At 41.8% G+C, this 21,985-nt stretch carries 18 protein-coding genes and 1 pseudogene; 12 read left to right on the top strand and 7 right to left on the bottom strand.

Translation table 11 applies throughout. From position 1 onward, the window contains the following. Nucleotides 1-24 precede the first annotated feature (24 nt). Together ABK01_RS01365 and dnaN are read right to left on the bottom strand one after the other, a co-directional pair. Nucleotides 25-1,101 carry a DNA replication/repair protein RecF gene (locus ABK01_RS01365; protein WP_253675943.1) on the bottom strand — a complete coding sequence of 359 codons (1,077 nt, stop codon included), beginning with the start codon at nucleotides 1,099-1,101 and terminating at the stop codon, nucleotides 25-27. A gap of 5 nt (nucleotides 1,102-1,106) precedes the next feature. Further along, nucleotides 1,107-2,210, bottom strand: coding sequence for a DNA polymerase III subunit beta (dnaN, locus tag ABK01_RS01360; RefSeq protein WP_253675942.1), 1,104 nt, complete (start codon nucleotides 2,208-2,210; stop codon nucleotides 1,107-1,109). Between the two features lie 345 nt (nucleotides 2,211-2,555). On the opposite strand from dnaN, the gene ABK01_RS01355 reads away from it, so the two are divergent. From ABK01_RS01355 to ABK01_RS01340, 4 genes are all read left to right on the top strand, one after another. Next, on the top strand, nucleotides 2,556-3,698 hold the full coding sequence (locus ABK01_RS01355) for an N-acetylneuraminate synthase family protein (protein ID WP_371922026.1): 1,143 nt from the start codon (nucleotides 2,556-2,558) through the stop codon (nucleotides 3,696-3,698). Then, nucleotides 3,698-4,123 carry a J domain-containing protein gene (locus ABK01_RS01350; RefSeq protein WP_253675940.1) on the top strand — a complete coding sequence of 142 codons (426 nt, stop codon included), beginning with the start codon at nucleotides 3,698-3,700 and terminating at the stop codon, nucleotides 4,121-4,123. The genes ABK01_RS01355 and ABK01_RS01350 overlap by 1 nt, the downstream gene beginning before the upstream one ends. After that, a complete protein-coding gene (locus ABK01_RS01345; protein WP_253675939.1) occupies nucleotides 4,120-6,129 on the top strand; it encodes a hypothetical protein in 2,010 nt (669 codons plus the stop codon). Before ABK01_RS01350 ends, ABK01_RS01345 begins: the two co-directional genes overlap by 4 nt. Nucleotides 6,130-6,298: 169 nt before the next feature. After that, nucleotides 6,299-6,709, top strand: coding sequence for an acyl-CoA thioesterase (locus ABK01_RS01340; protein ID WP_253675938.1), 411 nt, complete (start codon nucleotides 6,299-6,301; stop codon nucleotides 6,707-6,709). Between the two features lie 83 nt (nucleotides 6,710-6,792). On the opposite strand, the gene ABK01_RS01335 is transcribed toward ABK01_RS01340, so the two are convergent. Next, nucleotides 6,793-7,779 carry a formylglycine-generating enzyme family protein gene (locus tag ABK01_RS01335; protein WP_253675937.1) on the bottom strand — a complete coding sequence of 329 codons (987 nt, stop codon included), beginning with the start codon at nucleotides 7,777-7,779 and terminating at the stop codon, nucleotides 6,793-6,795. Between the two features lie 648 nt (nucleotides 7,780-8,427). On the opposite strand from ABK01_RS01335, the gene ABK01_RS01330 reads away from it, so the two are divergent. Together ABK01_RS01330 and ABK01_RS01325 are read left to right on the top strand one after the other, a co-directional pair. Further along, complete coding sequence (locus tag ABK01_RS01330) at nucleotides 8,428-10,521, top strand: methyl-accepting chemotaxis protein (protein WP_253675936.1); 2,094 nt, start codon at nucleotides 8,428-8,430, stop codon at nucleotides 10,519-10,521. A 67-nt stretch (nucleotides 10,522-10,588) separates the two neighbouring features. Further along, nucleotides 10,589-11,326 carry a rhodanese-like domain-containing protein gene (locus ABK01_RS01325; protein WP_253675935.1) on the top strand — a complete coding sequence of 246 codons (738 nt, stop codon included), beginning with the start codon at nucleotides 10,589-10,591 and terminating at the stop codon, nucleotides 11,324-11,326. Between the two features lie 162 nt (nucleotides 11,327-11,488). Here ABK01_RS01325 and map read toward each other — a convergent pair whose 3' ends face one another. The 3 genes from map to ABK01_RS01310 all read right to left on the bottom strand — a co-directional run bounded on the left by map (nucleotide 11,489) and on the right by ABK01_RS01310 (nucleotide 13,630). After that, nucleotides 11,489-12,253, bottom strand: coding sequence for a type I methionyl aminopeptidase (map, locus tag ABK01_RS01320; protein ID WP_253675934.1), 765 nt, complete (start codon nucleotides 12,251-12,253; stop codon nucleotides 11,489-11,491). Between the two features lie 77 nt (nucleotides 12,254-12,330). Then, complete coding sequence (locus ABK01_RS01315; RefSeq protein WP_253675933.1) at nucleotides 12,331-13,251, bottom strand: J domain-containing protein; 921 nt, start codon at nucleotides 13,249-13,251, stop codon at nucleotides 12,331-12,333. Further along, complete coding sequence (locus ABK01_RS01310) at nucleotides 13,220-13,630, bottom strand: hypothetical protein (protein WP_212565738.1); 411 nt, start codon at nucleotides 13,628-13,630, stop codon at nucleotides 13,220-13,222. The genes ABK01_RS01315 and ABK01_RS01310 overlap by 32 nt, the downstream gene beginning before the upstream one ends. A gap of 337 nt (nucleotides 13,631-13,967) precedes the next feature. On the opposite strand from ABK01_RS01310, the gene ABK01_RS01305 reads away from it, so the two are divergent. The 6 genes and pseudogenes from ABK01_RS01305 to ABK01_RS01280 all read left to right on the top strand — a co-directional run bounded on the left by ABK01_RS01305 (nucleotide 13,968) and on the right by ABK01_RS01280 (nucleotide 21,165). Next, nucleotides 13,968-17,195: an adenylate/guanylate cyclase domain-containing protein gene (locus ABK01_RS01305; protein WP_253675932.1), complete on the top strand. Its 3,228-nt coding sequence runs from the start codon at nucleotides 13,968-13,970 to the stop codon at nucleotides 17,193-17,195. Nucleotides 17,196-17,326: 131 nt separating this feature from the next. Beyond that, the gene (locus tag ABK01_RS01300; RefSeq protein ID WP_253676575.1) at nucleotides 17,327-17,875 is read left to right on the top strand and encodes a glutathione peroxidase; all 549 of its coding nucleotides are present in this window, start codon (nucleotides 17,327-17,329) and stop codon (nucleotides 17,873-17,875) included. A 21-nt stretch (nucleotides 17,876-17,896) separates the two neighbouring features. Next, nucleotides 17,897-17,992 (top strand): annotated as a pseudogene (locus tag ABK01_RS01295) (N-6 DNA methylase); the annotation flags it as partial. Nucleotides 17,993-18,411: 419 nt separating this feature from the next. Then, on the top strand, nucleotides 18,412-19,890 hold the full coding sequence (locus tag ABK01_RS01290; RefSeq protein WP_253675931.1) for a C69 family dipeptidase: 1,479 nt from the start codon (nucleotides 18,412-18,414) through the stop codon (nucleotides 19,888-19,890). 53 nt (nucleotides 19,891-19,943) lie between these two features. Further along, nucleotides 19,944-20,384: a GNAT family N-acetyltransferase gene (locus ABK01_RS01285; RefSeq protein ID WP_253675930.1), complete on the top strand. Its 441-nt coding sequence runs from the start codon at nucleotides 19,944-19,946 to the stop codon at nucleotides 20,382-20,384. 316 nt (nucleotides 20,385-20,700) lie between these two features. Next, a complete protein-coding gene (locus tag ABK01_RS01280) occupies nucleotides 20,701-21,165 on the top strand; it encodes a hypothetical protein (protein ID WP_253675929.1) in 465 nt (154 codons plus the stop codon). Between the two features lie 111 nt (nucleotides 21,166-21,276). Here ABK01_RS01280 and ABK01_RS01275 read toward each other — a convergent pair whose 3' ends face one another. Beyond that, the gene (locus tag ABK01_RS01275) at nucleotides 21,277-21,903 is read right to left on the bottom strand and encodes an endonuclease (RefSeq protein WP_253675928.1); all 627 of its coding nucleotides are present in this window, start codon (nucleotides 21,901-21,903) and stop codon (nucleotides 21,277-21,279) included. Nucleotides 21,904-21,985: the final 82 nt, after the last annotated feature.

Here is a 21,985-nt window from a genome sequence, read left to right as displayed (position 1 = left end):
ATCAACTCAGAAAGCTTTTTTACGTCATTCTGCACGGAAGCTGCCCTCGGAAACAATATACACACGGCTTTTTTCGCGTATGTAGTTTTGATACGGTTCTCCCGGAAGGAATGTACAGATAAGCTGGTCATAACGAGGTAAATGCTCGGTAAAATTTTTTCGTTTTTCAGGATCAAGTTCCAAAAGAACATCATCCATCAGCAATACGGGCAACCGTTTCGTCTTTTCCGTATAAAAATATGCCTGAGCCGCTCTCAAAACAAGAGAAAGTAAACGTTGTTGTCCCATCGAAGCGGTTTGTACAAAGGGCTTTTTATTGCGGATAAAGCGTATCTTATCGCGATGAGGCCCTGACATACTGGTATTCATCGTAAAATCAAGCTGGCGTTTTTCTATTAATGAGATTAATACTTCATCAAAATTCGTCGATTTCCACGAAGGACTGTAATCGATCATCACGGAATCTATTCCACCGATATTTTCATATAAAGAAGAGAATATATTATTGAACGATTCAATAAGTGTACGACGCTTTTCTATAATTTGTATGCCTATAGGAATGAGCTGCGCGTCAATGACATCCAGTATTTCGCTCTTTTTTTCTTTTAATACGAGATTGCGTGATTTTAGTAATTTTGTAAAGTTACGTAGAATATCGATATATGACGGATCATAGAGAGAAAGAGATTGATCGATAAAAAAACGGCGGCGTTCCGGTGCTCCTGTCGCAAAATCCAAATCATCATGGCAAAAGAGAATGCAAGGAATAGTTGAGATGAAATCTTTTCTGTCGTGAATTTTCTTTAAGTTTTTTTCTATGATTTTTTTTTTATCTTTTGAAATAATCGATATGCTATGGCTCCGCTCTTCGTTTTCTTTAAATAAGACGCGAATACTGTATTCATTCGTATTTTTTTTATATATTTCCGCTTCGTTTCTGGTTCTAAAGGAATTTCCATAAGCGGCAAGGTATAACGCTTCCAGTAGGTTTGTTTTACCTTGACCATTTTGACCGACTAAAAAAACTTCAGGAGCGGAGAGGTCAATTGCCTTGTCCTCAAGGTTCCTGAAGTTGTAAAAAGAGATCGACAAAAACGGCACAAATACTACTCCATTTGCATCGGCATAATGATATGAAAGAAATGAGTATCTGTTTCCGGCCGTAACGTGATTGCACGCATCGGATCGGTAAATTCTATGCGGATATTTTCCGAACCGAGTACCTTGAGCGGTTCTTCAAGGTACATATAATTTAAGGCGATGGTTATTTCTTCACCTTCATATTTACAGGGAATTTCTTCGTTTGCCGTTCCAAGCTCATTTTCATTTGACGTGATGGAGAGCGTACCGGCAGAAATTTTTAAGAATATCCGTTTGGATTTTTGCTCTACAAGCAAGGCAACTCGTTTTAAGGCTTGTAGGAAATCATCGCAGTTAGTTTCAAAACAATGTGCTTGAGATTCGGGAATAACTCGTTCATAGTTCGGAAATTGACCGTCTATTAAAACCGAGGAAAAGTTATAAGCATTGAAGCGGAAGAATATGTTTTTTTCGCTTATTCCGATGGAAATCATGCCTTCTTCCGACGATCGTCGTTGTACAATAGAAAGAATTTTAGGAGGAATGATACTTCCTTTAAAATCAGGTAAAGCAATCCTAAAATCATGTTGAATAAATGCTAATCTTCTGCCGTCGGTAGCTGCAAAAATCAGATTGTTTTCTTTCTTTTCCATATAGACACCGTTCATAAAGTAACGAGTTTCATCATCGGAAACAGCGAAAATCGTTTGAGTTATCATTTCTTTAAATTCTTTTGCAGGAACTTCGAAGAATTGAACATTTGAAGAATCCGTAAAAGGAGGAAAGTCGTTATCTGATATGGTTTTAAGGGAGAATTTCGCTTTTTTACTGATGGAACGGATAATGAGTTTTTGATCTTTTTGTTCCGCTTCTATCTCACCGGAAGGCATTGAAGCAATAATGCTGGTAAATTTATCGCAGAATACGGTTGTTGCACCTTCTTCGGCAATATCGACGGGAATTTTTGTTTCAAAGGCTACTTTTATATCGGTTGCACGGATTGTTAAGCTGCCTTCTTTTGCTATGAGCAGGACATTTGATAATATGGATATTGCTGTCTTGTTTGAAATGATTTCTTGAGCAATAGCCATTTCTTTTAGTAAAACTTCTTTAGTAAATGTAAATTTCATGATTTCTCCTAAAAAGAGGTTATCTTTATTATAATATAAATTTAGTAATAGTAATAGTAGGCGCTGTGAATTTCTTGATATTTAGGTTAAAGCATTGGTTAGCCGTTAGTTAGCGCTTGAATAATGATGTCTGAATTGTGCACAATTTGTATCATTATGCACAGCTGAAAAAGATATGCACAGTAGAATAGGTCTTATAAACAAGTTTTACATCGATTATGCAGAGGTTATGAACAGTGGAGAAAATGAGGAATTGACTACTGAAATAGCTTGACTGAAAAGCTCTGCTACTGAAAATTTTTTGTGATATACAGAATTGGCGGTTTTTACTATACTAAGCTCAGTATGATAAAAGCGTTTACGGTAGGAAAAAACATATTTTCATCGCAAGAGCATGTGTTGATTATTGCGGAGATTGGAACAGGGCATAACGGCAGCTTGCAGAAGGCGAAAGAATTGGTAGTGGCTGCTAAAGAAAGCGGAGCCGATGCGGTTAAATTTCAGATTGTGTATGCGGATGAAATTTTGCATCCCGATACCGGTTTTGTGAATTTACCGACCGGAAGGATTCCTCTTTATGAACGCTTTAGAGAGCTGGAGTGCAGTATTGATTTTTACGCTGAATTGGCACAGTATGCACATAAGCTTGGAATGCTTTTTTCCGCTTCGGCATTCGGCCTTCGTTCAGCTGATGAATTGCGGCAGCTTAATCCGGCTTTTATCAAAATTGCGTCGCCGGAGCTCAATCATTTTCCGCTGCTTGAGCGCGTTGCTTCATTCAGACTGCCGGTTATTCTTTCGACCGGTGTCTCTCGGCTTGGAGATATTGAACGTGCCATAAGCTGTTTGGAAAGCAACGGGTTACCTGCCGATATGCGGGCGTTGCTTCATTGTGTAACGGCGTATCCTGCGCCGGAAACGGATTATAATACGGCTGTGCTGCAATCCTTGTCGATGTTGTTTAACAGTCCTGTCGGTATTAGCGATCATTCGCTTGATCCTGCTGCCGTTCCGATAGCGGGGTTGTTGAGCGGCGCCTGCATTATCGAAAAGCATATTTGTCTTTCCCGCAGCGATGCCGGTCTTGATGATCCTGTTGCGTTGGAACCCGCGCAGTTTTTGCAGATGTCAAAAACTGTAAGGGAATTAACCGGTAAGTCCGATGAAGATATTTTTAAGGCGGCACAGGGTTACGGCTATTCTAGAGATTTTCTACAGCGCATTATCGGTGACGGTGAAAAAAAACTTGCTGCTGCGGAAAAAGATAATTACGGTAAAACGAATCGTTCGCTGCATTATATAAAAGATTTACAGAAAGGCGCCGTGCTGACAAACAGCGATATTGCCGTTTTACGAACCGAAAAGAATTTAACGGCCGGAGAGTCCCCTGAGTATTTACATTATTTTATCGGATCGGTTTTGCAGAAAGATGTTACCGGAGGTTCCGGCGCCGTGTTTGATGATATTATAGAGAGGAAAATGCGATAATGTCGGATTATTACGAAACCCTCGGCAGTTTGTTGCGTGATAGACTTGGGACGGATGACGATCCCTTTGAACAAGCGGTAGAAGGCCGGCAGGGTAAATATCGAAGCGCCGGAAACAAAATAGAACGGCGTGTTCCTAAAAAAAGAACATACAAAGAACCTGAACAAAAGATTGAACCGATACGTGTACCCGTCCCCGATGCTTTAACGGAAGATTTTGCTATTCTGCAAGTACTTCCGGGTGTTCCGCTTGACTATTGCAAAAAAGCATGGAAACACTTATTGAAAAAATATCATCCTGATGTCATTGCTGAGGAATCTGCACGGCAACAAGCTGCGTCTATTGTCCGAAGGATAAATCGTTCGTATAAGCGTATCGAAATATGGTTTTCAACCGGTAAGGTACAGGATTATGACAGTTTATGAGTTGTGTGCATAACTATTTATTGCCGAGATTTCGGTATCTTTGGATATTTTTGTTTCTTCTTTTTCCGGTGCAAGGACTGATTGCAGAAAATATTTTTTATGAATTTGGGCCTAAAACGGATAAGGTTATTGTCTTTACCGCATCGGCAGGTAGTGATAATCAAGCTACTGCTATAACTCTCCAACTGCAAAAATATGCACAAAAATTATCCGCTGAGGCGCCGGATACCCATATCATTGTTGCTATTACGAAAAATGATATTTCCGAATTACCGGTTGATGTTCCTGTAAAGCGGTACGAAGGTACTAAGGCGTTAATTCAAACCTTGATCACGTATCCGAATGCCGCTGTATGTCTTGTTGCCCCCGATAAGTTTGATGGCGCACGGATTATTACGGGAACATCGAAAGGTACAACCCCTGCATGGTTTCTGAAAGTGGTATACGCCTCTTTGGAACAAAAAAATATTCCTATTGACTTTTATACTAATGCGGTTGTGTTTCACCGTCTCGGTTGGCTGCCTGATGACCCTGCTTTACGGCTTTATAATGAAGCGAATATTCCGGCAATAAAAATAGAAACCGGTGCGGATTTGTCGGATTTTTTTTCTTCGGTTGCACCTGCCGTTATTCAGAGTATGAGTAATGAATGGGATACTCATTATTTTGTTTTGAAGCTGCATAAAAAACTTATTATCATCAACGAGCAGCATATCGTCATCACGCTTATTGTATCGTCAATTATATTTTTGCTATGGGTGATGTTTTTTAGCTTTTTATTCGGGAAAAAACGAGATCAACATATAAAAGATTTATTTAAACTATGGTGGATGCCGATTTATTTTTTCTTGGTCAATTGGCTTAGTTTTTTCTTAGGCTCCAAGATAACGGAAGCGCTTTTTTACCTGCGGTTTTCCTCTATAAGTGAGCTGAATTCATTTCCGTTGACAGCGCTGCTGATTAAATATGTGTTTGCATTGTTTTTTATGTTTACCGTTACCGCATTTAATAAATTTATTCCACTTCCGGCAAATCGTTTTATTTACGGATTTATTGCTCATGTCGTTTGTTTGTTGAATATTTTTATTTTTTCATTTTTTAACCTTTCGTTTTCGATCATCTTTATGCTGATTTATTTTGTTTCGTTAGCTGCTTATCATTTTAAAAATATTGTGCTGCAAATTATATTTATTGTGTGTCTGTTTTTGCCGCTCATGCCGGTTGTGACGCATATTATCCTTTATCGCGAGTATATGTTCCATATCATATTTTTTATCAACCTTGCATCAGCCTGTATTTTTGTTCCTTTTGATTTATTTTTAATTAGGCTGAGTTTGAGCTTTGATAAAAAAAAGAAGATCGTTAAACTGCTTTTAAAAATACCGATTCAATGTAAGGTTATGGGCGGGCTATTTATTGCATTAACGCTTTGGGTATTTGTTATGCCGACAGCAAGAAACACCGCTCATAATCGCTGGATGTTGATTCAACGCCTTAACGGGGATGAAAGTACCGTAGTAAAAAAATATATCGATTCTCCGGCGGAAGAAAGCATAACGGATTATACTCGCGGTAATACACAGGGTGAGGCAGAAAATGCGGATAGTTTTTTAACTGTTCGTACCTCATTTGAAAATTACTTTGAGCGCAGCATCGGGACTATTACCATTGATTCACCGTTAAAAATTGAAGCGTTTTCCGTAACATTGAGCGCACTGAACGATATTGCAATTTTTGAATCCGATGTTCGATTTGAACAAAATGCTTCCGGTGATACGGCAACCTTTGTGTCTTCTTCCCGTCCGAGTTTTCCGGTTGTCATTCATTTTTCAGGTAAAAAAGATGCTGCCCTTACGCTTTCGGTTGTAGTGTGGTCGAATGATAATCCATTCGAAATAAAGCTGCCGATGGATAATTCCAAAGATGCTGCCGGTAAAACGGAAGCGATACCGTTCCTCTTAAAGATAGAAAAAAGGATGAACATTACGGCAGAGGGGAAGGAGTAGCAGGGTAATCAATATTTATAGTTTTTATCATGGCAAAAATAATTACCGGCTCATGACATATTTGTGAAATTATTGTAGTATTTTTTAATTCTTTGTTGGAAAAGCAGGGGAATTAAATTGAGAGACTTTTAGAGAGTTTCCTTAGATTAAAATTAGGAGAATAAAAATTATGACACACCCCATAGAAGTAGAAGTCAGAAGCTACGAACTGGATGCATATAATCATGTAAATAATGCCGTTTATTTAAACTACTTGGAATACGCCCGTATGGAATACCTGCGCAGAATCGGTTTTGATTATGTCGGGCTCATCGAAGAAGGCTATATGCTCTATGTAACGCATATCGATATTCACTACAAATATTCTGCGCGGCTTTACGATAAACTCCGTATTGACGTTACGCCTATCAAACTCGGCAAACTTTCGGGAACGTTCCGGCAGGTAATTACAAATCCCGAAGGATATGTCTGTGCTGAAGCGGACGTTTCGTGGGGGTGTGTGGATAAAACCGGCAAACCCGCAAAACTGCCGGACAAGTATTTTGTGGAAGGGCTTCAACCTAAAAAAACAATAAATTGATCTGCATAGTTCTTCACTGCAACAGCATCCAAAGTTTATCCTTTGTCTACTTGTTGCAGTTTAAAGAAAATTTTAAGAAATGTTTATGACCGACAGGCAATGCGGAAGCCGATATTCTTGTATTTACTATTAGGTTTATCACTAAAGCGGATCATACGAGTAGCCCCAGAAGCGTCTTGGTAATAACTACCGCCGCGGTTAACACGCTTACTGCCGGTCTCCTTGCCGGTAGGATCCTGTTTATCATAGCTTTCCATATTACTCCAGTACCAATCCCAGCACCATTCTATTACATTCCCGGTCATATCATACAATCCGTAAGCATTCGGCTTCTTTTTCTTTACTTCATGCGTTTTGTTATCGGCTCCGGTTTCGGATATCCATGCGTAGTCTTTCAGCTCGCTCAGCATGATCGTACCTGCCCATGCATCATCCTTTCCGGCTTTTGCTGCCCATTCCCATTCCGCTTCGGTAGGGAGTCGGAAACCTTTCTTTGACCAATCTGCATACGGTAGTTTTTGAACCTTGGCATCATCTTTTGTATACACTGCGGTAAACGCCGCATCACTATAATAAACGCACGTAGTACTTGCTCCACTGTTCGTTTTCTTGGTCAGTTCATTACAAAACGCAATGCATTCATACCATGTAACCATTTCCACGGGACGCTTCATTTGTACTTCACCGGCAGCAGGCGGATTCCATGAGCCCTGAAACCCGCTTGGATTATTTCCCATAACTTCCTGCCATAACTCTTGGGTCACTTCTGTTTCGCTTATATGATAGGCGGTTAAATTTACCCAACGCGGGGGATTATTCGCTTCTGTACTATGACCTATACTGCCGTCGGTTACCGCGGCAATTGATTTCATTACAAAATTTACACCTTGTACGGAACCGATACCGTTTGCTGCATCATATCCACTGGGTTTTTCACCATTGGAGGAGGGAGTTGTACCGGGACAAGCGGTGAATAAAAGAGATATAATCAGCATACACACCGATATGGCGGCATAACTGAAATACTTTTCTATCGTCCGGTCTTTCTGCCTGAAATTGTTGATTTTCATATTTGTCATTTCTCCCATAAAAAGTCAAGAAGAAAGTATCAACTTTCGATTGACTTTTTACGCACGTTCGCAACGAAGTGAGAACGTGCAGATGATATACAAGTTTGCTCAAACGCAAACTTGAGTAAATAAAAGCCGTGCCATTTGTACGGCTTTTATTTTACACTCCTTAGTCATACTATCTTTAGAATATAACCGAACGCATTATACTGTAAAATATGCATAATCGCAATGCTTCTTAAATGTCTAACCATGAGTAACCGCCATGGATTCCAACGCTTGCTGGACAGCTATCAGAAAAAGAGTTATACTCTTTTTGTATATAAGTAATATACGTGTGGATCCGCTTATTATTATCTTTCAAAGGCGGACAAGATAGGCGGATGTCTTTTTTATTCATTAAAAGGAGACTTGACAAAATGAATGAAAAAAGTATAATACCCCCCCCCCCCCCCCCACCCCACCTACCTACCGTTTAATTGGTAATACTGGATGGGTGATTGGTAATCGAAATTCCTACAAGATAATCTACTCTTTAGATTCCTTCTCTGGGAAAGAATTTTATATGCGTTTGTAAGGTTACCGCAACTAATACCCTGTATCATCATCTCAAATTACTATATCCATTATTTTATTGGGAGGTTTACAATGAAAAAACGTTTTTCGTTAAAAAAGAAATTCATTCTTATTTTTGGTATTCTCATTGCTGCAGCAGGAGTTATTGAAATTGTCTTAGCAGTTATGATTGCCAGAAGGGCAGTCACCGAAAAAATAGAGGATCATCTTATTGATAAGGCAAATGATACCGCCGAAATCATTAACGGAAGGGTTACAGCCCTGTTGCAATTTATCGAAGGTATTTCCCGAATGCCGGTTTTGCGAGATGCAACCGCTTCATCCACTGCACGATTAGCGTTCCTTGCAAATGAAGTTTCTTTTAATGAAACAATAATCGAATTGAATATGACTGATGCACAAGGACAGTGTATGCTTGCTAATGGAAGCGTATTATCCGTTGTGAACAGAGATTGGTTTCGTTCCGCCATTAGCGGGAAATCCTTTTTTTCGGAGCCATACATCTCTCGTGCAAACGGACAATTAATAAACACCCTTGCCGTCCCTATCTATGATGATAACAAAACTATTGTAGGAGTGTTATCTGCCGATATCCCCGGTTTGCTGTTATCCCAAAATATTGCTGATATCGTTGTAGGAGAATCCGGCAACTGTTATATTATGGGGGCAACGGGAATTATCATTGCAGATAGGGATACCGATTTAGTACAAAGTCAAGATAATATCATTGAACAAGCAAAAACAGATCCTTCACTCACATCGACCGCAGCCTTTTTACAGTATGTGCTTGATACTGACGAAGGAGAAGTCTGCTACTATGACTATCATGGCATTGAATATATTGCATCATTCGCAGCGGTTAAAACTACTAATTGGTCGATTATCATTCGAGCGCCTGTCAACGAATTCATGGGAACGGTCAACACACTTCGCAGCACAATGATTGGAATTGGTATTAGTGTACTAATTGGAGCGCTGATTATTGTCTATTTTGTTGCCCGTACAATGATAAAACCAATTCAAACGACGGTTTCGGCTTTACAAAATATTTCACAAGGTGATGGCGACTTAACAGTCCGGCTGCCGGTATACGGTAATGATGAAATCACCGATATGGCAAAGTATTTTAATGAAACAATCGCTAAAATCGGCGCTTCAATACAAGCGGTTGGAACAAGCAGCAGCGAAATGGAAGAAATCGGTAATGAACTTGCGTCGAATATGACCGAAACGGCAAGCTCCGTCAACCAAATTAGTGCAAACATTGATGGTGTTAAACAGCAAGCCTTAACTCAGGCTGCCAGCGTTACCGAAACTGCAGCAACTATTGAAGAAATTGTTCGGACTATTAAGCAACTAAATGCCAGTATTGAAACGCAAGCTGCAAGTGTCGCACAATCTTCATCTTCCGTAGAAGAGATGGTTGCAAATATTGCATCTATCGGTCAAACACTCGGTAAAACCGATGACGTAATTAAAAGCCTTACAACAGCAACCGGCGACGGTAAAGCAACGCTTGTTACTTCTAACACGGTAACACAGAAAATCGCAGAAGAATCCGGTTCCTTGATGGAAGCCAGCAGTGTTATTCAGCATATTGCTTCACAAACGAACCTGCTCGCAATGAATGCTGCAATAGAAGCGGCTCATGCGGGAGAAGCAGGTAAGGGCTTTGCTGTTGTTGCAGATGAAATTCGCAAGCTCGCAGAAGAATCTTCGATGCAAGGGAAAACCATCACCACTACATTGAAAGCGCTCAGTGGTGAAATTGAAACACTCTCTACTTCATCCAAAACGGTGGAAGAAAAATTTAATACAATCTTCAGCCTTGCAGAGAAGGTAAAAGAAATGAGCACCAGTGTTACCGAATCGATGCGAGAGCAGGAAAACGGCAGCAAGGAAGTTCTAGCGGCGATAAAAAGCATCAACATGGTAACCGTAGAAGTGCAGGCGGGTTCGGAAGAAATGCTAAAAGGTGGAGAGAGTGTTGCACAGGAAATGCATACATTGGACGACCTTACGCGCATTATTACGGAAAGTATGAACGAGATGGCTGCGGGTGCGGTGCAGATTAACAATGCCGTGCAGGAAGTGAGCGAGATTACGCAGAAAAATAAACGGAGTATTGAGCGTTTGGCGGAAGAGGTCTCAAAGTTTAAAGTTTAATAGGTAAAACATAAGCATACAGTAGCTCCTAATTGTTTTACTATATCCCAACGGGGAGGAGTTGAAAATGTATAGTCGGAAAATTGATCCTAAAGGGATCAGCATCCTTATCAGTGCACTAATTTTGATTGCATTGTTGGGAAATGCCTGCACAACGCAGAAAAAAAAGAATGATATACAAGGCGCGGACATCGTGGATATGAAAGGCGCCGAGTTGGACACCATTATGAATGACAAGGCGGAACAAGAGCAGTACCTTGTTATCGATGTACGTGAAAAATACGAGTATGAGGCAGGGCATGTCCGCTATGCAATCAACATCAGTCTCAACGATATCGAAAACAGGCTGAACGATATTGCAGACTTCAAGGATAAAAATATTATCGTTATTTGCAGAAGCGGAAGACGGAGCCGGGCTGCTGCGAAAATCTTACAAAAGAACGGATTTAAAAAACTGTTCAATGCGGATGGAGTCGGCAGCTACTCTTATAAGTCGATCACCAAAGTTACAAACGTACGCGGGAAACAGATGCAGGAGCTCGCGAATACAGGGAACTATTCCGTTGTCGATGCCCGAGAACCCGCTGATTATGCCGCTTCGCATTTAAAAGGTGCAATATCGGGGAATGCGGATACCCTTGCTGAATTACTCCCGCAATTACCTAAGGAAAAACCGGTGCTAACCTACTGCTATTCCGGCAACCGCTCTTTTGCCGTTGCGGAAAAATTAGTAGCTGCAGGATACACGGTGATAAACAGTTTAGACGGTACCAACGAATACTCAGCCTTTGAATTGGTAAAATAACGAAAAATAAGACAGATATCCGCAGACACTATCAGAAATCAAAGCCCGCTAAAAAGTTAACTTTTTAGCGGGCTTTTTTATTTATGCGAAACGTTTAATACACCGGCGTTCTGCTTCGGTGTGTGTTGATTTAAGTTAATGATAACTATGCGCCGCGTTTACTTACACTTCACCGGGGGCAAGTTGAGTTAAAATTTCGGTGTGGTCTTCAAAGATGGCAACCGTGTGCTCCATGTGGCAGGAACAGGACTTGTCGGCGCTGACAACCGTCCATCCGTCGGCGCGGGTTTTAACATCTGCCGTACCGAGGTTAATCATCGGTTCAATCGCAATCACCATACCGGGTACTAGCCGCGGGTTTGGTGCGCCCCGCTCCGGTACATTCGGAATATTCGGTTCTTCATGTACTTTAAGCCCGACCCCATGACCGCAGTATTCATATACGACACCGTATTTATACTGCCGCGCCAAGTCGTACACCGCGCGGGATATTGCATTTACACGCTTACCTGCCTGACAGGCGGCGATTCCCGCATAGAGGCAGTCGGTGGTAACCTTTAAAAGTTGTGCGCGTTCGGGGCTTACCTTTCCAACCGGCACCGTTACGCACGAATCGCTGATGTATCCGTTAAGGTCAATACCGATATCCAGCGATACGAGGTCTCCTTCCTGTACGATTTTCTTTTTGCTGGGAATGCCGTGGATAACTTCTTCGTTGATGGAGATACAGGCTGCCCCCGGAAAATTTTCCGCATACCATGCGGGAACGCCGCCGATGCTCTTAATGTACTCAACACAAAAGTCATCCAGTTCTTTCGTGGTTACGCCCGGCTTCACCCGCGGCGTTAATTGCTTAAAGAGCCTTGCCAATGCTTTACATGATAGGCGGATACCGTCTATCTGTTCCTTTGTCTTAATTCGTATCATATATTCCTTACCCTTTGCGCAGCCTTATCGTCTTAGGATTTGCCGGTTATCTTATGTTAAGGATAACCGGAGCACCTTTAACGCCAAAGCTGCTCCTGATAGTTTTTTTTCAACTTCGTTATGCCGCGGATGCGGGGATTCATTCGCATGGACGCCTCCGCACATCCGTCACCGGTAGTAAAATCACCCATCCGGTAATAAATTTCCGCCATCTTTTTTAATATTTCTGCATTATCCGCTTTACTTAGCCCAAAATCCAGCGCGGCTTCGCAACAATCAAGCAGTAAATCGTCTGCAAGATTGTAGATGAGTTTTTCGCGGATAAGCTTGCGGGCTAGAATAAGCACTTCGGGAAAAAAATGGCGGAAATATGCCTGCTTCTGCTCTTCGCTGATAATTTGGTCAAGCAGCAAAAAAGACTCATAATAGTGATCACGGAAATAGAGTTCCTCTGCAAGCACAAATCCGCAATCCATAAAGTCTCCCCTGCTAAAGTACCGGCGAAGCGAAAACGAAGGCTGTACCGAGCGGAGCCGTAAAAATTCCTGTACCGCTTCGTCCTCAGCATTATGGAAAAGGTCAAAAAAAATTAGCGTCGCCCTGCTTTCGGGATCCGTCCGCTCTTTTAGCCATGTACGGTAATCAAAACTTTCACCTTTTTTCGCGGTCTTATTATAGAAAAAATCAAACTCCGCCCGGCGCTTCGCATCCAGCAAGGCTTCATAGGCACGGATAAGCCTCATCAGCGCCTGCTCATTAGCTTTTTTGCCGTCGGTATTCCGAACATTATGGGGAATATCGGGATGCAGTTCTTTGGCTTTTTTTCGGAATGCCCGTTTGATTTCGGAAGTAGAAGCGGAAGGAGAAACACTTAAAATCTTATAATAATCTTCTATTATTATGGCTTGATGTGTTGAGCGATCTCCGCGTCCTTCTTCGCTATCCTGCCGTCCGCTTTCCGCCTTGCTACCCAATATTTGCCCCCGCGCGGCGAGCATCCGCTACATTCCGCAAAGTATCGAAGTAGTCGATCATAAAACCGCAGCTTTCTAATGTATTCATCAGATTTCGAATAAATTTACCCGAAAACAGCCCACGGTTTACGGTAAGAACGCAGCCTTTACAACCCTCTTTAAGGCCGTGATCTCTGAGGATTGTTACGACGGCAGGATTTGGTTTTGATGTAAAAAACGGTTTTTCGGCGCAGAAAATAGCAATATATCCGTACATATTAAGCCGATCCGTATCGGTCAACGTATGCCCATTCAAAATACGAATATCATCGCACCGATTATGGGCGCCTTCTTTTAGGGCTGCCAGAAAAAGCTGTGTTTGTGCTTTTTTCCCTTTATCAAAATACACCAATGCGGTTGTCATGGGGATATAATAGAAAAAATAAATCTCTTATGCAAGCGGACGCCTAGTTAGGAAAGGTTGATCCAAGTCTGTAAAGGAATGAGCAATACAATAATTGGTTTCAAATTGCCAATTATTGCATGTCGTTACGGGAACCTTTTCCTCGTCGTACCTTTTGCGGGAAGCTTGTATGAGGTACGGCTTTTCGGTGCTTTAATAACGTGAGTTCTTTTACGGTAACTATGGTTCTTTGTGGTAAAATATATGGTTTTTTCACTTCGATAGTGTATACTGTGTTAACGAATAAGCCTATCGGCTTGTAGTTTTTACACGTTCCTGTTAAATCCTTGAGGTACTTATGTTAAAAAAATGCTTTTTTGTACTTGTACTTACACTTATGGCAATTTTTCCACTCGCAGCGGAGATATCATTTAACAGTCTTGCAGGCTCTGTCCAGACTTTCTGGTCGGATACGAACGGGTTACCTTCAAATAGAATATTGGACGTTTTGCAGGATGGAACGGGTTATATTTGGCTTGCCTCCTATGACGGCCTTATCAGGTTTGACGGAGAAACGTTTACCGAGTTTACCGAAGCCGAACACGGGTTTACCGGCATAGCGCCGCGTGTTCTATGCGAAGATGCATACAGTACGCTCTGGATAGGAACCAATTCCACCGGTTTATACGCCTATCAAAACAAGATATTTAAGCGCTATGCCGAAGAAGATGGTCTGCCGAATCTTTCAATTAGAGCGATAAAATTTGATAAAGACAATGTGCTGTGGGTCGGAACGGCAGACGGACTCGCGCGGTTGGAAAAAAGCGGCCGTTTTGTCCCTATCCTTGATGAACGCAATAAAAGTTTAGGGATTATTACGTTTATCCTTCCGGTAAAGGACAGGATATATGTCGGTTCAAATCTGCAGGGGATTACAGTCATTCAAAATAAAAAAGTAGCCCGGCTCCCGTATTTGGATGCCATACAGGATCATACTTTTTCGGCTGCATATTTTGATTCCGATAACATACTGTGGCTCGGTACAAAAAACGGAAAAATCATCAAGATAAAAGAAGAAAAAGACATTGAATTTATTGACGCGGAATATCTGAAAGGGATGAGTATTAACGAATTTTTGCGTACTGTGAACGGAACGCTGTATGCGGCGACCAATAGAGGTATTGTTACGATCAAAAAGGGTAAGCCGGAAATATTTTCGGAAGAGAACGGCTTGCCGAATAATATCGTTTCATGTCTCTGTCAAGACTTTGAGGAAAACCTTTGGGTAGGTATGGAACGCGGCGGCGTCGGGAAATTCAGTAAAGGAAAATTTCTTGATTTAACCAGCGCAGAGTCCCTGCCACCAACCGCGGCAAATTCCGTATTGGAAGATTTGGATAAAAACATTTGGATTGCAAAAGATGACGGCATTGTGTGCTTAAAAAGTTCGGCGCTCTCTCCTACAAGAGCAAGGCAAATTGATGCCCTTATCGAAAAGCTGCATGCCGTCCGTGTCCGGCAAATCAGAGAAGAAGCGGACGGAACATTATTTTTTGCTACCTATTCCGATAACGGCCTTTTGATTTTTAGGAAAGACGGAAGCATGCAAGCGCTATCAAAAAAAGACGGACTACCGAACAACCGTGTACGTTTTTCGTACCGCAGCTCGGATAATCTCCTGTGGATCGGCACAACGGCAGGACCCGCCGTCTATTTTGACGGTACGATAACAACAATTACGCAGGAAGACGGACTCCCTAATTTATTTATTCTTTGTGCGGAAGAAAGCCGCAGCGGAAAGATATGGCTTGGTACGGACGGCGGCGGGGCGGTCGTTTTAACGGTGTCGGGTTTTTCTGACGGCAGACCGGTTATCAAGGTGGAACACGTTTTTACCAAAGATGATGGACTGCACGGCAATATTATCCTTAGAATTATTGAAGATACGGAAAATAATATTTGGTTATGCACAAGCGAGGGGCTAACACTGTATAAAAACGGCGGATTCTATTATGCCAATAAAGCATTCGGTGCAGGAGCTATCAGTGTGTTTAACATCGTACAAGACACAATGGGAAACCTCTGGATTGTAACGGCAAAAGATTTGCTGCTGGTAAAAACGGATGTTTTTGTAAAGGCAGTGCTGAACGGTCTCCCAGCTGAATTTCTTGTCCGCTACAACCGGCTTGACGGCCTAACAGGTCAATTAGCGGCGAATGCATGGGCGCATGTTACCGCCGAAAATACATTGTTTCTGCCTACGCTTAAGGGAGTTGCCGTTTGCGCTCCTTCCTATTATGTTACCAATAAACATGCTCCACCGGTTGTTATCGAGAGCATTGTTTTAGACGGCAAAAACTATGATGTAACGGAAGAAAGACTGAAGGTCGCGGCCGGAATAAAGCGTATTCTGTTTAAATTTACCGCTTTAAGTTTTACCATTCCGCAACGGGTTCAGTTTGAATATAAACTTGAAGGATATGATAAAGAGTGGCGTAGCTGCGGAACTACGCGGGAGATTGCCTATACGAACCTCAACCCCGGTAATTACGTGTTTAAGGTAAGAGCTGCGAACAATGACGGCATTGTAAACAAGAGCGGTTCCAGCGCCGCTATCTATAAGAAGCCGTTTTTTTATCAGACTATCTGGTTCTATCTTTTACTTGTATGCTGTATCGGAAGCGGTATCTTCTTTGCCGTCCAACTCCGCTTTAGAAATTTACAGCGGAGGGCTGATGAACTTGACCGGAAGGTACAAGAAAAAACAAAAGAACTCGCCGGTGAAAAAGAAAAAAGCGATAAACTTTTACGCAATACTCTGCCGCCCTCCGTTATCGACGAACTTATCAGTACGGGAGCGTCAAAGCCTAAAGTGTATCCTGCGGTAACGGTACTGTTTGCAGATTTAGTCAGCTTTACCGAATGGTCGGGTGGTACGGCGCCGGAGCATGTTATTAGGCAATTAAATACGATGTTTACTCAATTTGACGGTATTATGGATGTTTTCGGCTGTGAGCGGATAAAAACACTTGGAGACGGATACTTAGCATGCTGCGGCCTTAGAGGAGAAAAAGACCATGCACTCAGGCTTACCGGCGCCGCTGTCGAAATGCTACGAAGCTTTGAAACAATTAATAAAGATAATAACAGCCATTTTAGAATAAAAATAGGCATCGATTCGGGAGCAATCACCGGAGGTATCGTCGGCGTGCATAAATATATTTTCGATATCTTTGGTGACACGGTTAATATGGCTTTCCGCCTTGAATCGGTAACTGCTCCGATGGCGTGCACCGTTTCGATGAAAACAGCGGCGCTCATTTCCGGCAGCTATCGGCTCTATAAACGCCCTCCACATCTTTTAAAGGGAAAAGGAAAGGTGCCATGCTATTATATAAATTATCAGGATGTCGACTATACGATGGAATTCGAAGAAATAAAAGAATGTTATGATCAACTGACCAGAGCATTTAAAGAAAACCGACTCTCCGAATGCCGTGCCCTTATCAACAGGTTGGAGCCGACGCTATTGGAGCCTGAGATGGCAAAAGGAATTTCTATTATAGAAAAAAACATGTGCAGGTAGCATGGGGATGCTCTGCAGCGGGGAATAGATTGCATCTTTCAAATAATTATCTTAAAATCGAATGACCTAAGAGACGTTTCTTAGAACTAACGTTTTCAGAGATGGTTTCTATTTTTTTTCGGAGGTAAATGATGACTATCTATGATTATTCGGTGCAAGATGCGCAAGGAAACGATGTTCCGCTCAAGCAATACAAAGGCAAAGTCTTGTTGATTGTTAATACGGCGACGGCTTGCGGATTTACACCGCAGTATAAAGAGTTGGAAGAACTATACGAAAAATATCACGATAACGGTTTTGAAATAATCGATGTGCCGTGCAATCAATTCGGCGAGCAGGCTCCCGGAACCGATGCGGAAATTCACTCGTTTTGTATGCTCCATTACAACACAAAGTTCCCTCAAATGAAAAAATCGGATGTAAACGGTGAACACGCGCTTCCGCTTTTTACCTATCTAAAATCACAGAAAAAATTCGAGGGTTTCGGCACAGGGAAGATGGCGGAAACGCTAAGTGATTTTATTCAAAAAATAGACAGCAATTATAAAAATAATCCTGAAATTAAATGGAATTTTACCAAATTCGTTATTGCCCGGGACGGCACTGTTGTTGCCCGCTTTGAACCGCCCGCTCCTATGGCTGATGTTGCGGCATGTGTGGAAAAGTGTGTAGTGGGGTAAAGTAACTCAAAAAAAGGAGCCGTGCCCCCGGCAGGCAATGCGAACTACGCTTGGATCCAGCACATGATACACCATCTTTCTGCAAACGGTAAAATCGGACTTGTGCTTGCCAATGGCGTATCCGCTTTACTTAGCCCAAAATCCAGCGCGGCTTCTCGAATAAATTTACCCGAAAACAGCCCACGGTTTACGGTAAGAACGCAGCCTTTACAACCCTCTTTAAGGTCGTGATCTCTGAGGATTGTTACGACGGCAGGATTTGGTTTTGATGTAAAAAACGGTTTTTCGGCGCAGAAAATAGCAATATATCCGTACATATTAAGCCGATCCGTATCGGTCAACGTATGCCCATTCAAAATACGAATATCATCGCACCTAAAGCCACAATGGAACAACAAAATAGTACGAAATGCACATTTATTTTGACAAGTACTGAATCGCATGATATAATCCTTTTTATATTTATTGCCTTTTTTAAGGTAAGTGTGATTTTATTCGGTAGTGTTTGCCGGATTATTTTTAACAGGGAGTACATTATGAAAAAAATGTGTCTGTTTTTATTGGTTGCCGTGGCCGGCGTATGGACAGGAATGTCTAATGCTTTTGGCTGTACGGGGTTTGTTGCAGGAAAGGATGCAACAGCCGACGGCTTCCGTATCATTGCGCGTACGGAAGATTTGAGTGGCGCCCATAACAAAACCTTTAAGGTATATCCGCATAAGAAAAACAGAAAGCCGGTACAGTTTACCGACTCAATCGGCTTTAAAATCGAATTACCGAAAGAGAGCTATCGGTATACCGCTATTTGCGATGCCGAACAATCCGAAGGCATCTACGACGAAGTAGGTTTTAACGAGCACGGCGTTGCGATGAGCGCAACCGTTTCTGCCTCTCCGGGAAAAGCTGCAGAAGAAGCTGACCCGCTTGTTGAAAACGGACTTTCGGAAGCATCTATGACAACGGTTGTGTTGCCGTATATTACCACAGCCCGGGAAGGCGTTGAACGGATTGCAAAGATTGTAGATACCTACGGTTCGGCAGAAGGCAACATCATTTTTATCGCAGACGATAAAGAAAGCTGGTACATGGAAATTTATACCGGCCATCAGTATGCAGCGGTTAAGGTCCCGGATGATATGTATGCGGTAGTACCTAATTGCTTCTTGCTCGGTTATGTCGATACGACAAGTAAAGATGTTATCGCATCAAAAGATTTAATCAATTTGCCTAAGTCGAAAGGCTTTTATAAAGAAGTTGACGGTAAATTCCATGCAGCGCTTACTTATGGAGAAGAAATGAGCGACTACAACCGTGTACGGCTTTGGGGAGGACAAAATAAACTCTCACCGTCCGCTAAGGTTGCGTATGACACGAAGCTATTCTCTTTGTGGAGAAAGGCTGATAAGAAAATCGCCCTTGAAGATGTAATGGAATTGCAGCGCTATCGCTATGAAGATACCGATAAAAATGCAAATTTACCGGAAAACGCAGGAGTTCGCGCAATCGGTACACCGACTTCTATGGAATGCCATATCATTCAGATGAAAGACACCTTACCGAAAGCTGTCGGCGGTGTGATGTGGATGGCGATGGCAAATGCGGAACATTCGGTGTATCTGCCCTTCTATGGCAACATTACGGACACCTACGCTGCGTATAAAGTCGACAACAAAATGTATACGCCTGATTCGTTTTATTGGCTGATGCGGACTATCAATGTCTTTTCAGCTTTAAACAGGGATATGTACGGAAAGAATGTCCGCAGCTATTGGAAAGCGTATGAGCAAAAGCTGATTAAAGAGCAGAAAGGCAAAGATGCTGAAATTGCACGGCTCTATACCAAAAAAGGTGAATCCGCCGCAGCAAAATATGCAACCAAATTAGGAAACGACCAAGCAGCCGATGTGTTTGAAAAAGCACAGAAAATATACCCGGAACTGGTAGGTTTTGCCGCACAGAACGAAGGCAGAACTCCTAAAAAAGCCTTTGAACCGTCTGTAGCAAAAGAAAAATAAATAATGTCTTCCGGCAGTTTAGCCGCTAAACTGCCGGAAATTGGAAACAACCAATGAATATACGTACTATGCTTGTATCCGACTATGAAGCGGTATATGCTTTATGGATGTCGTGTGCGGGAATGGGCTTGAACGATTTAGACGACTCAAAAGAAGGTATTGCTCGTTTCTTGAAGCGCAATCCGGAAACATGTTTTGTTGCGGAAAATGAAAAAGATATTATCGGCGCAATATTAGCAGGAAATGACGGAAGGCGAGGTTACATATACCATACTGCTGTACATCCGAAATGGCGGAGACAAAGGGTTGCTTCCCAATTGATCTCCACGGTGCTGAATGCTTTAAAACATATTGGTATTCACAAAACCGCGTTAGTTGTATTCACTAAAAATAAAGATGGTAATGCCTTTTGGGAAAACGAAGGCTTTTCCGTTAGAGACGATTTAGTTTATCGCAATAAAGCCCTTACAGAATTAAAAAGAATAGACACCTAGCAGAAATTTAAACCACAAATCAGCTTGACCGATTAATCGACTTTGAGAACTAAGGTATGTATTTCCTCTATAATAAATATTTTTTTTAATTCAAGCCAATCCTATAGCCTAAAGTAAACCGGATTTTATTGCATCCCGCATACGGAATATAGAATCGCAACCGCTGCTTACGGATAAAGATAAAGAACTATATTTTTTTAACAGTATATGTAATTCAGAAGCACTCGGTAAATACGTACCATTCTGTGAAGCATGGTATATAGCTGCACTAAAGTATCTTGACTGGGTTCAAAATAGCGATAATTTGACGGATGTTATGACCGCATACGAAAACGCCCTCCTACTTGGTACAAATATTTCCAAAGAAGATCTCAAACACATATTTGAGCATTTACTTTATCTTTCGTTTTGCTATTTTAATACGACAAATGATACTGAAAAAGTTTTAGAAATTTATAATCAAAGACATAAATATCTTACTAACGATGAGTATACGAATACGTATCAACTGATGGTCAAGTTTAATTTTTCTACGGAGGAATTGAATCCTATAAAATATATCTGCGAACTATGGAATGAACATTTCAATGTTCAAGCTGTTGGAAGTATTATTGGCTTAGATATTCTGGAAACTCAAGCACTTTTACAAAAAAACAGAAAATATTTACAAAGACAAGACGGAGATGATCTTGATTATGATTGGGAAGAACAGCTTGAAATGGTTGACTGGTGTTGTTCATATATTTATTTGCGGGATATACCGATAGGCTTACCGTTTTAGAGGCTCAAGAAACCGTTCTCCAGTCAGCTGCTTTTGAATAAATGCACATCGGAATTATGCAATTACCAATCAAAATTAACATCTCCCGATGCAGAGTATCACGCCCACATTTCACTTTCTCTTACTTTTTATTCCCGCATAATGCGCAACCGCTGCGAACAGCACAAGTATTGAAAGATAATCTACCGCGAACAAAACATAGCCTCTGTCAAAATCGAAGAAGAAAAACTGCTGCTGCAGGAACATATATTGTACAAGACCGCGGGAGATAAACGCATACACACCGTAAGCGGAAATCAGCAGAACGAGCACCCTCAAAATCCGCAGGGTACGGGGCTTTGCTTTAAGTCGGGAGGCAATCATATTTGCGTGCATTCTTAAATGGAAGCACATAAAAAGATAATACCAGTGCGAAGCGATAAGATGAGCAATCCGTGCAAAGCCGAGCATATCGCCCACGGCTTCCGGCGGAACAAACCACGCCATCATAAGACCGCTCATCATCAGAAAAAGTGCGCAGAGCAATATCCCCATATTTACCGCAATTTGCATGATTCTGTGTGCGGAATATTTCCCGCGAAATAATGCCCCGTACCATCTGCGGTTCAGCACGATGTGAACCGCCCATAGTACGAGCAGCGGCATTCCTAAAATCTGGTGAATCTTATCGTCAGGGAAAAGTACCGTGCCTCCCATCAGGATTATAGAAAGCACGGTCATCATCATATCAAGCGGCATTCTGATTTCGTTTAGTTTTATTATTGTATTATTCCTTAAACTCTTTTTCCATTATAGATATTACTATATAAGTTTCCCATAC

Origin of the sequence: Treponema sp. OMZ 305, assembly GCF_024181325.1 — a bacterium.
In the GTDB taxonomy this organism is placed as follows: domain Bacteria; phylum Spirochaetota; class Spirochaetia; order Treponematales; family Treponemataceae; genus Treponema.
This window is presented reverse-complemented; position numbering and strand designations above follow the sequence as displayed.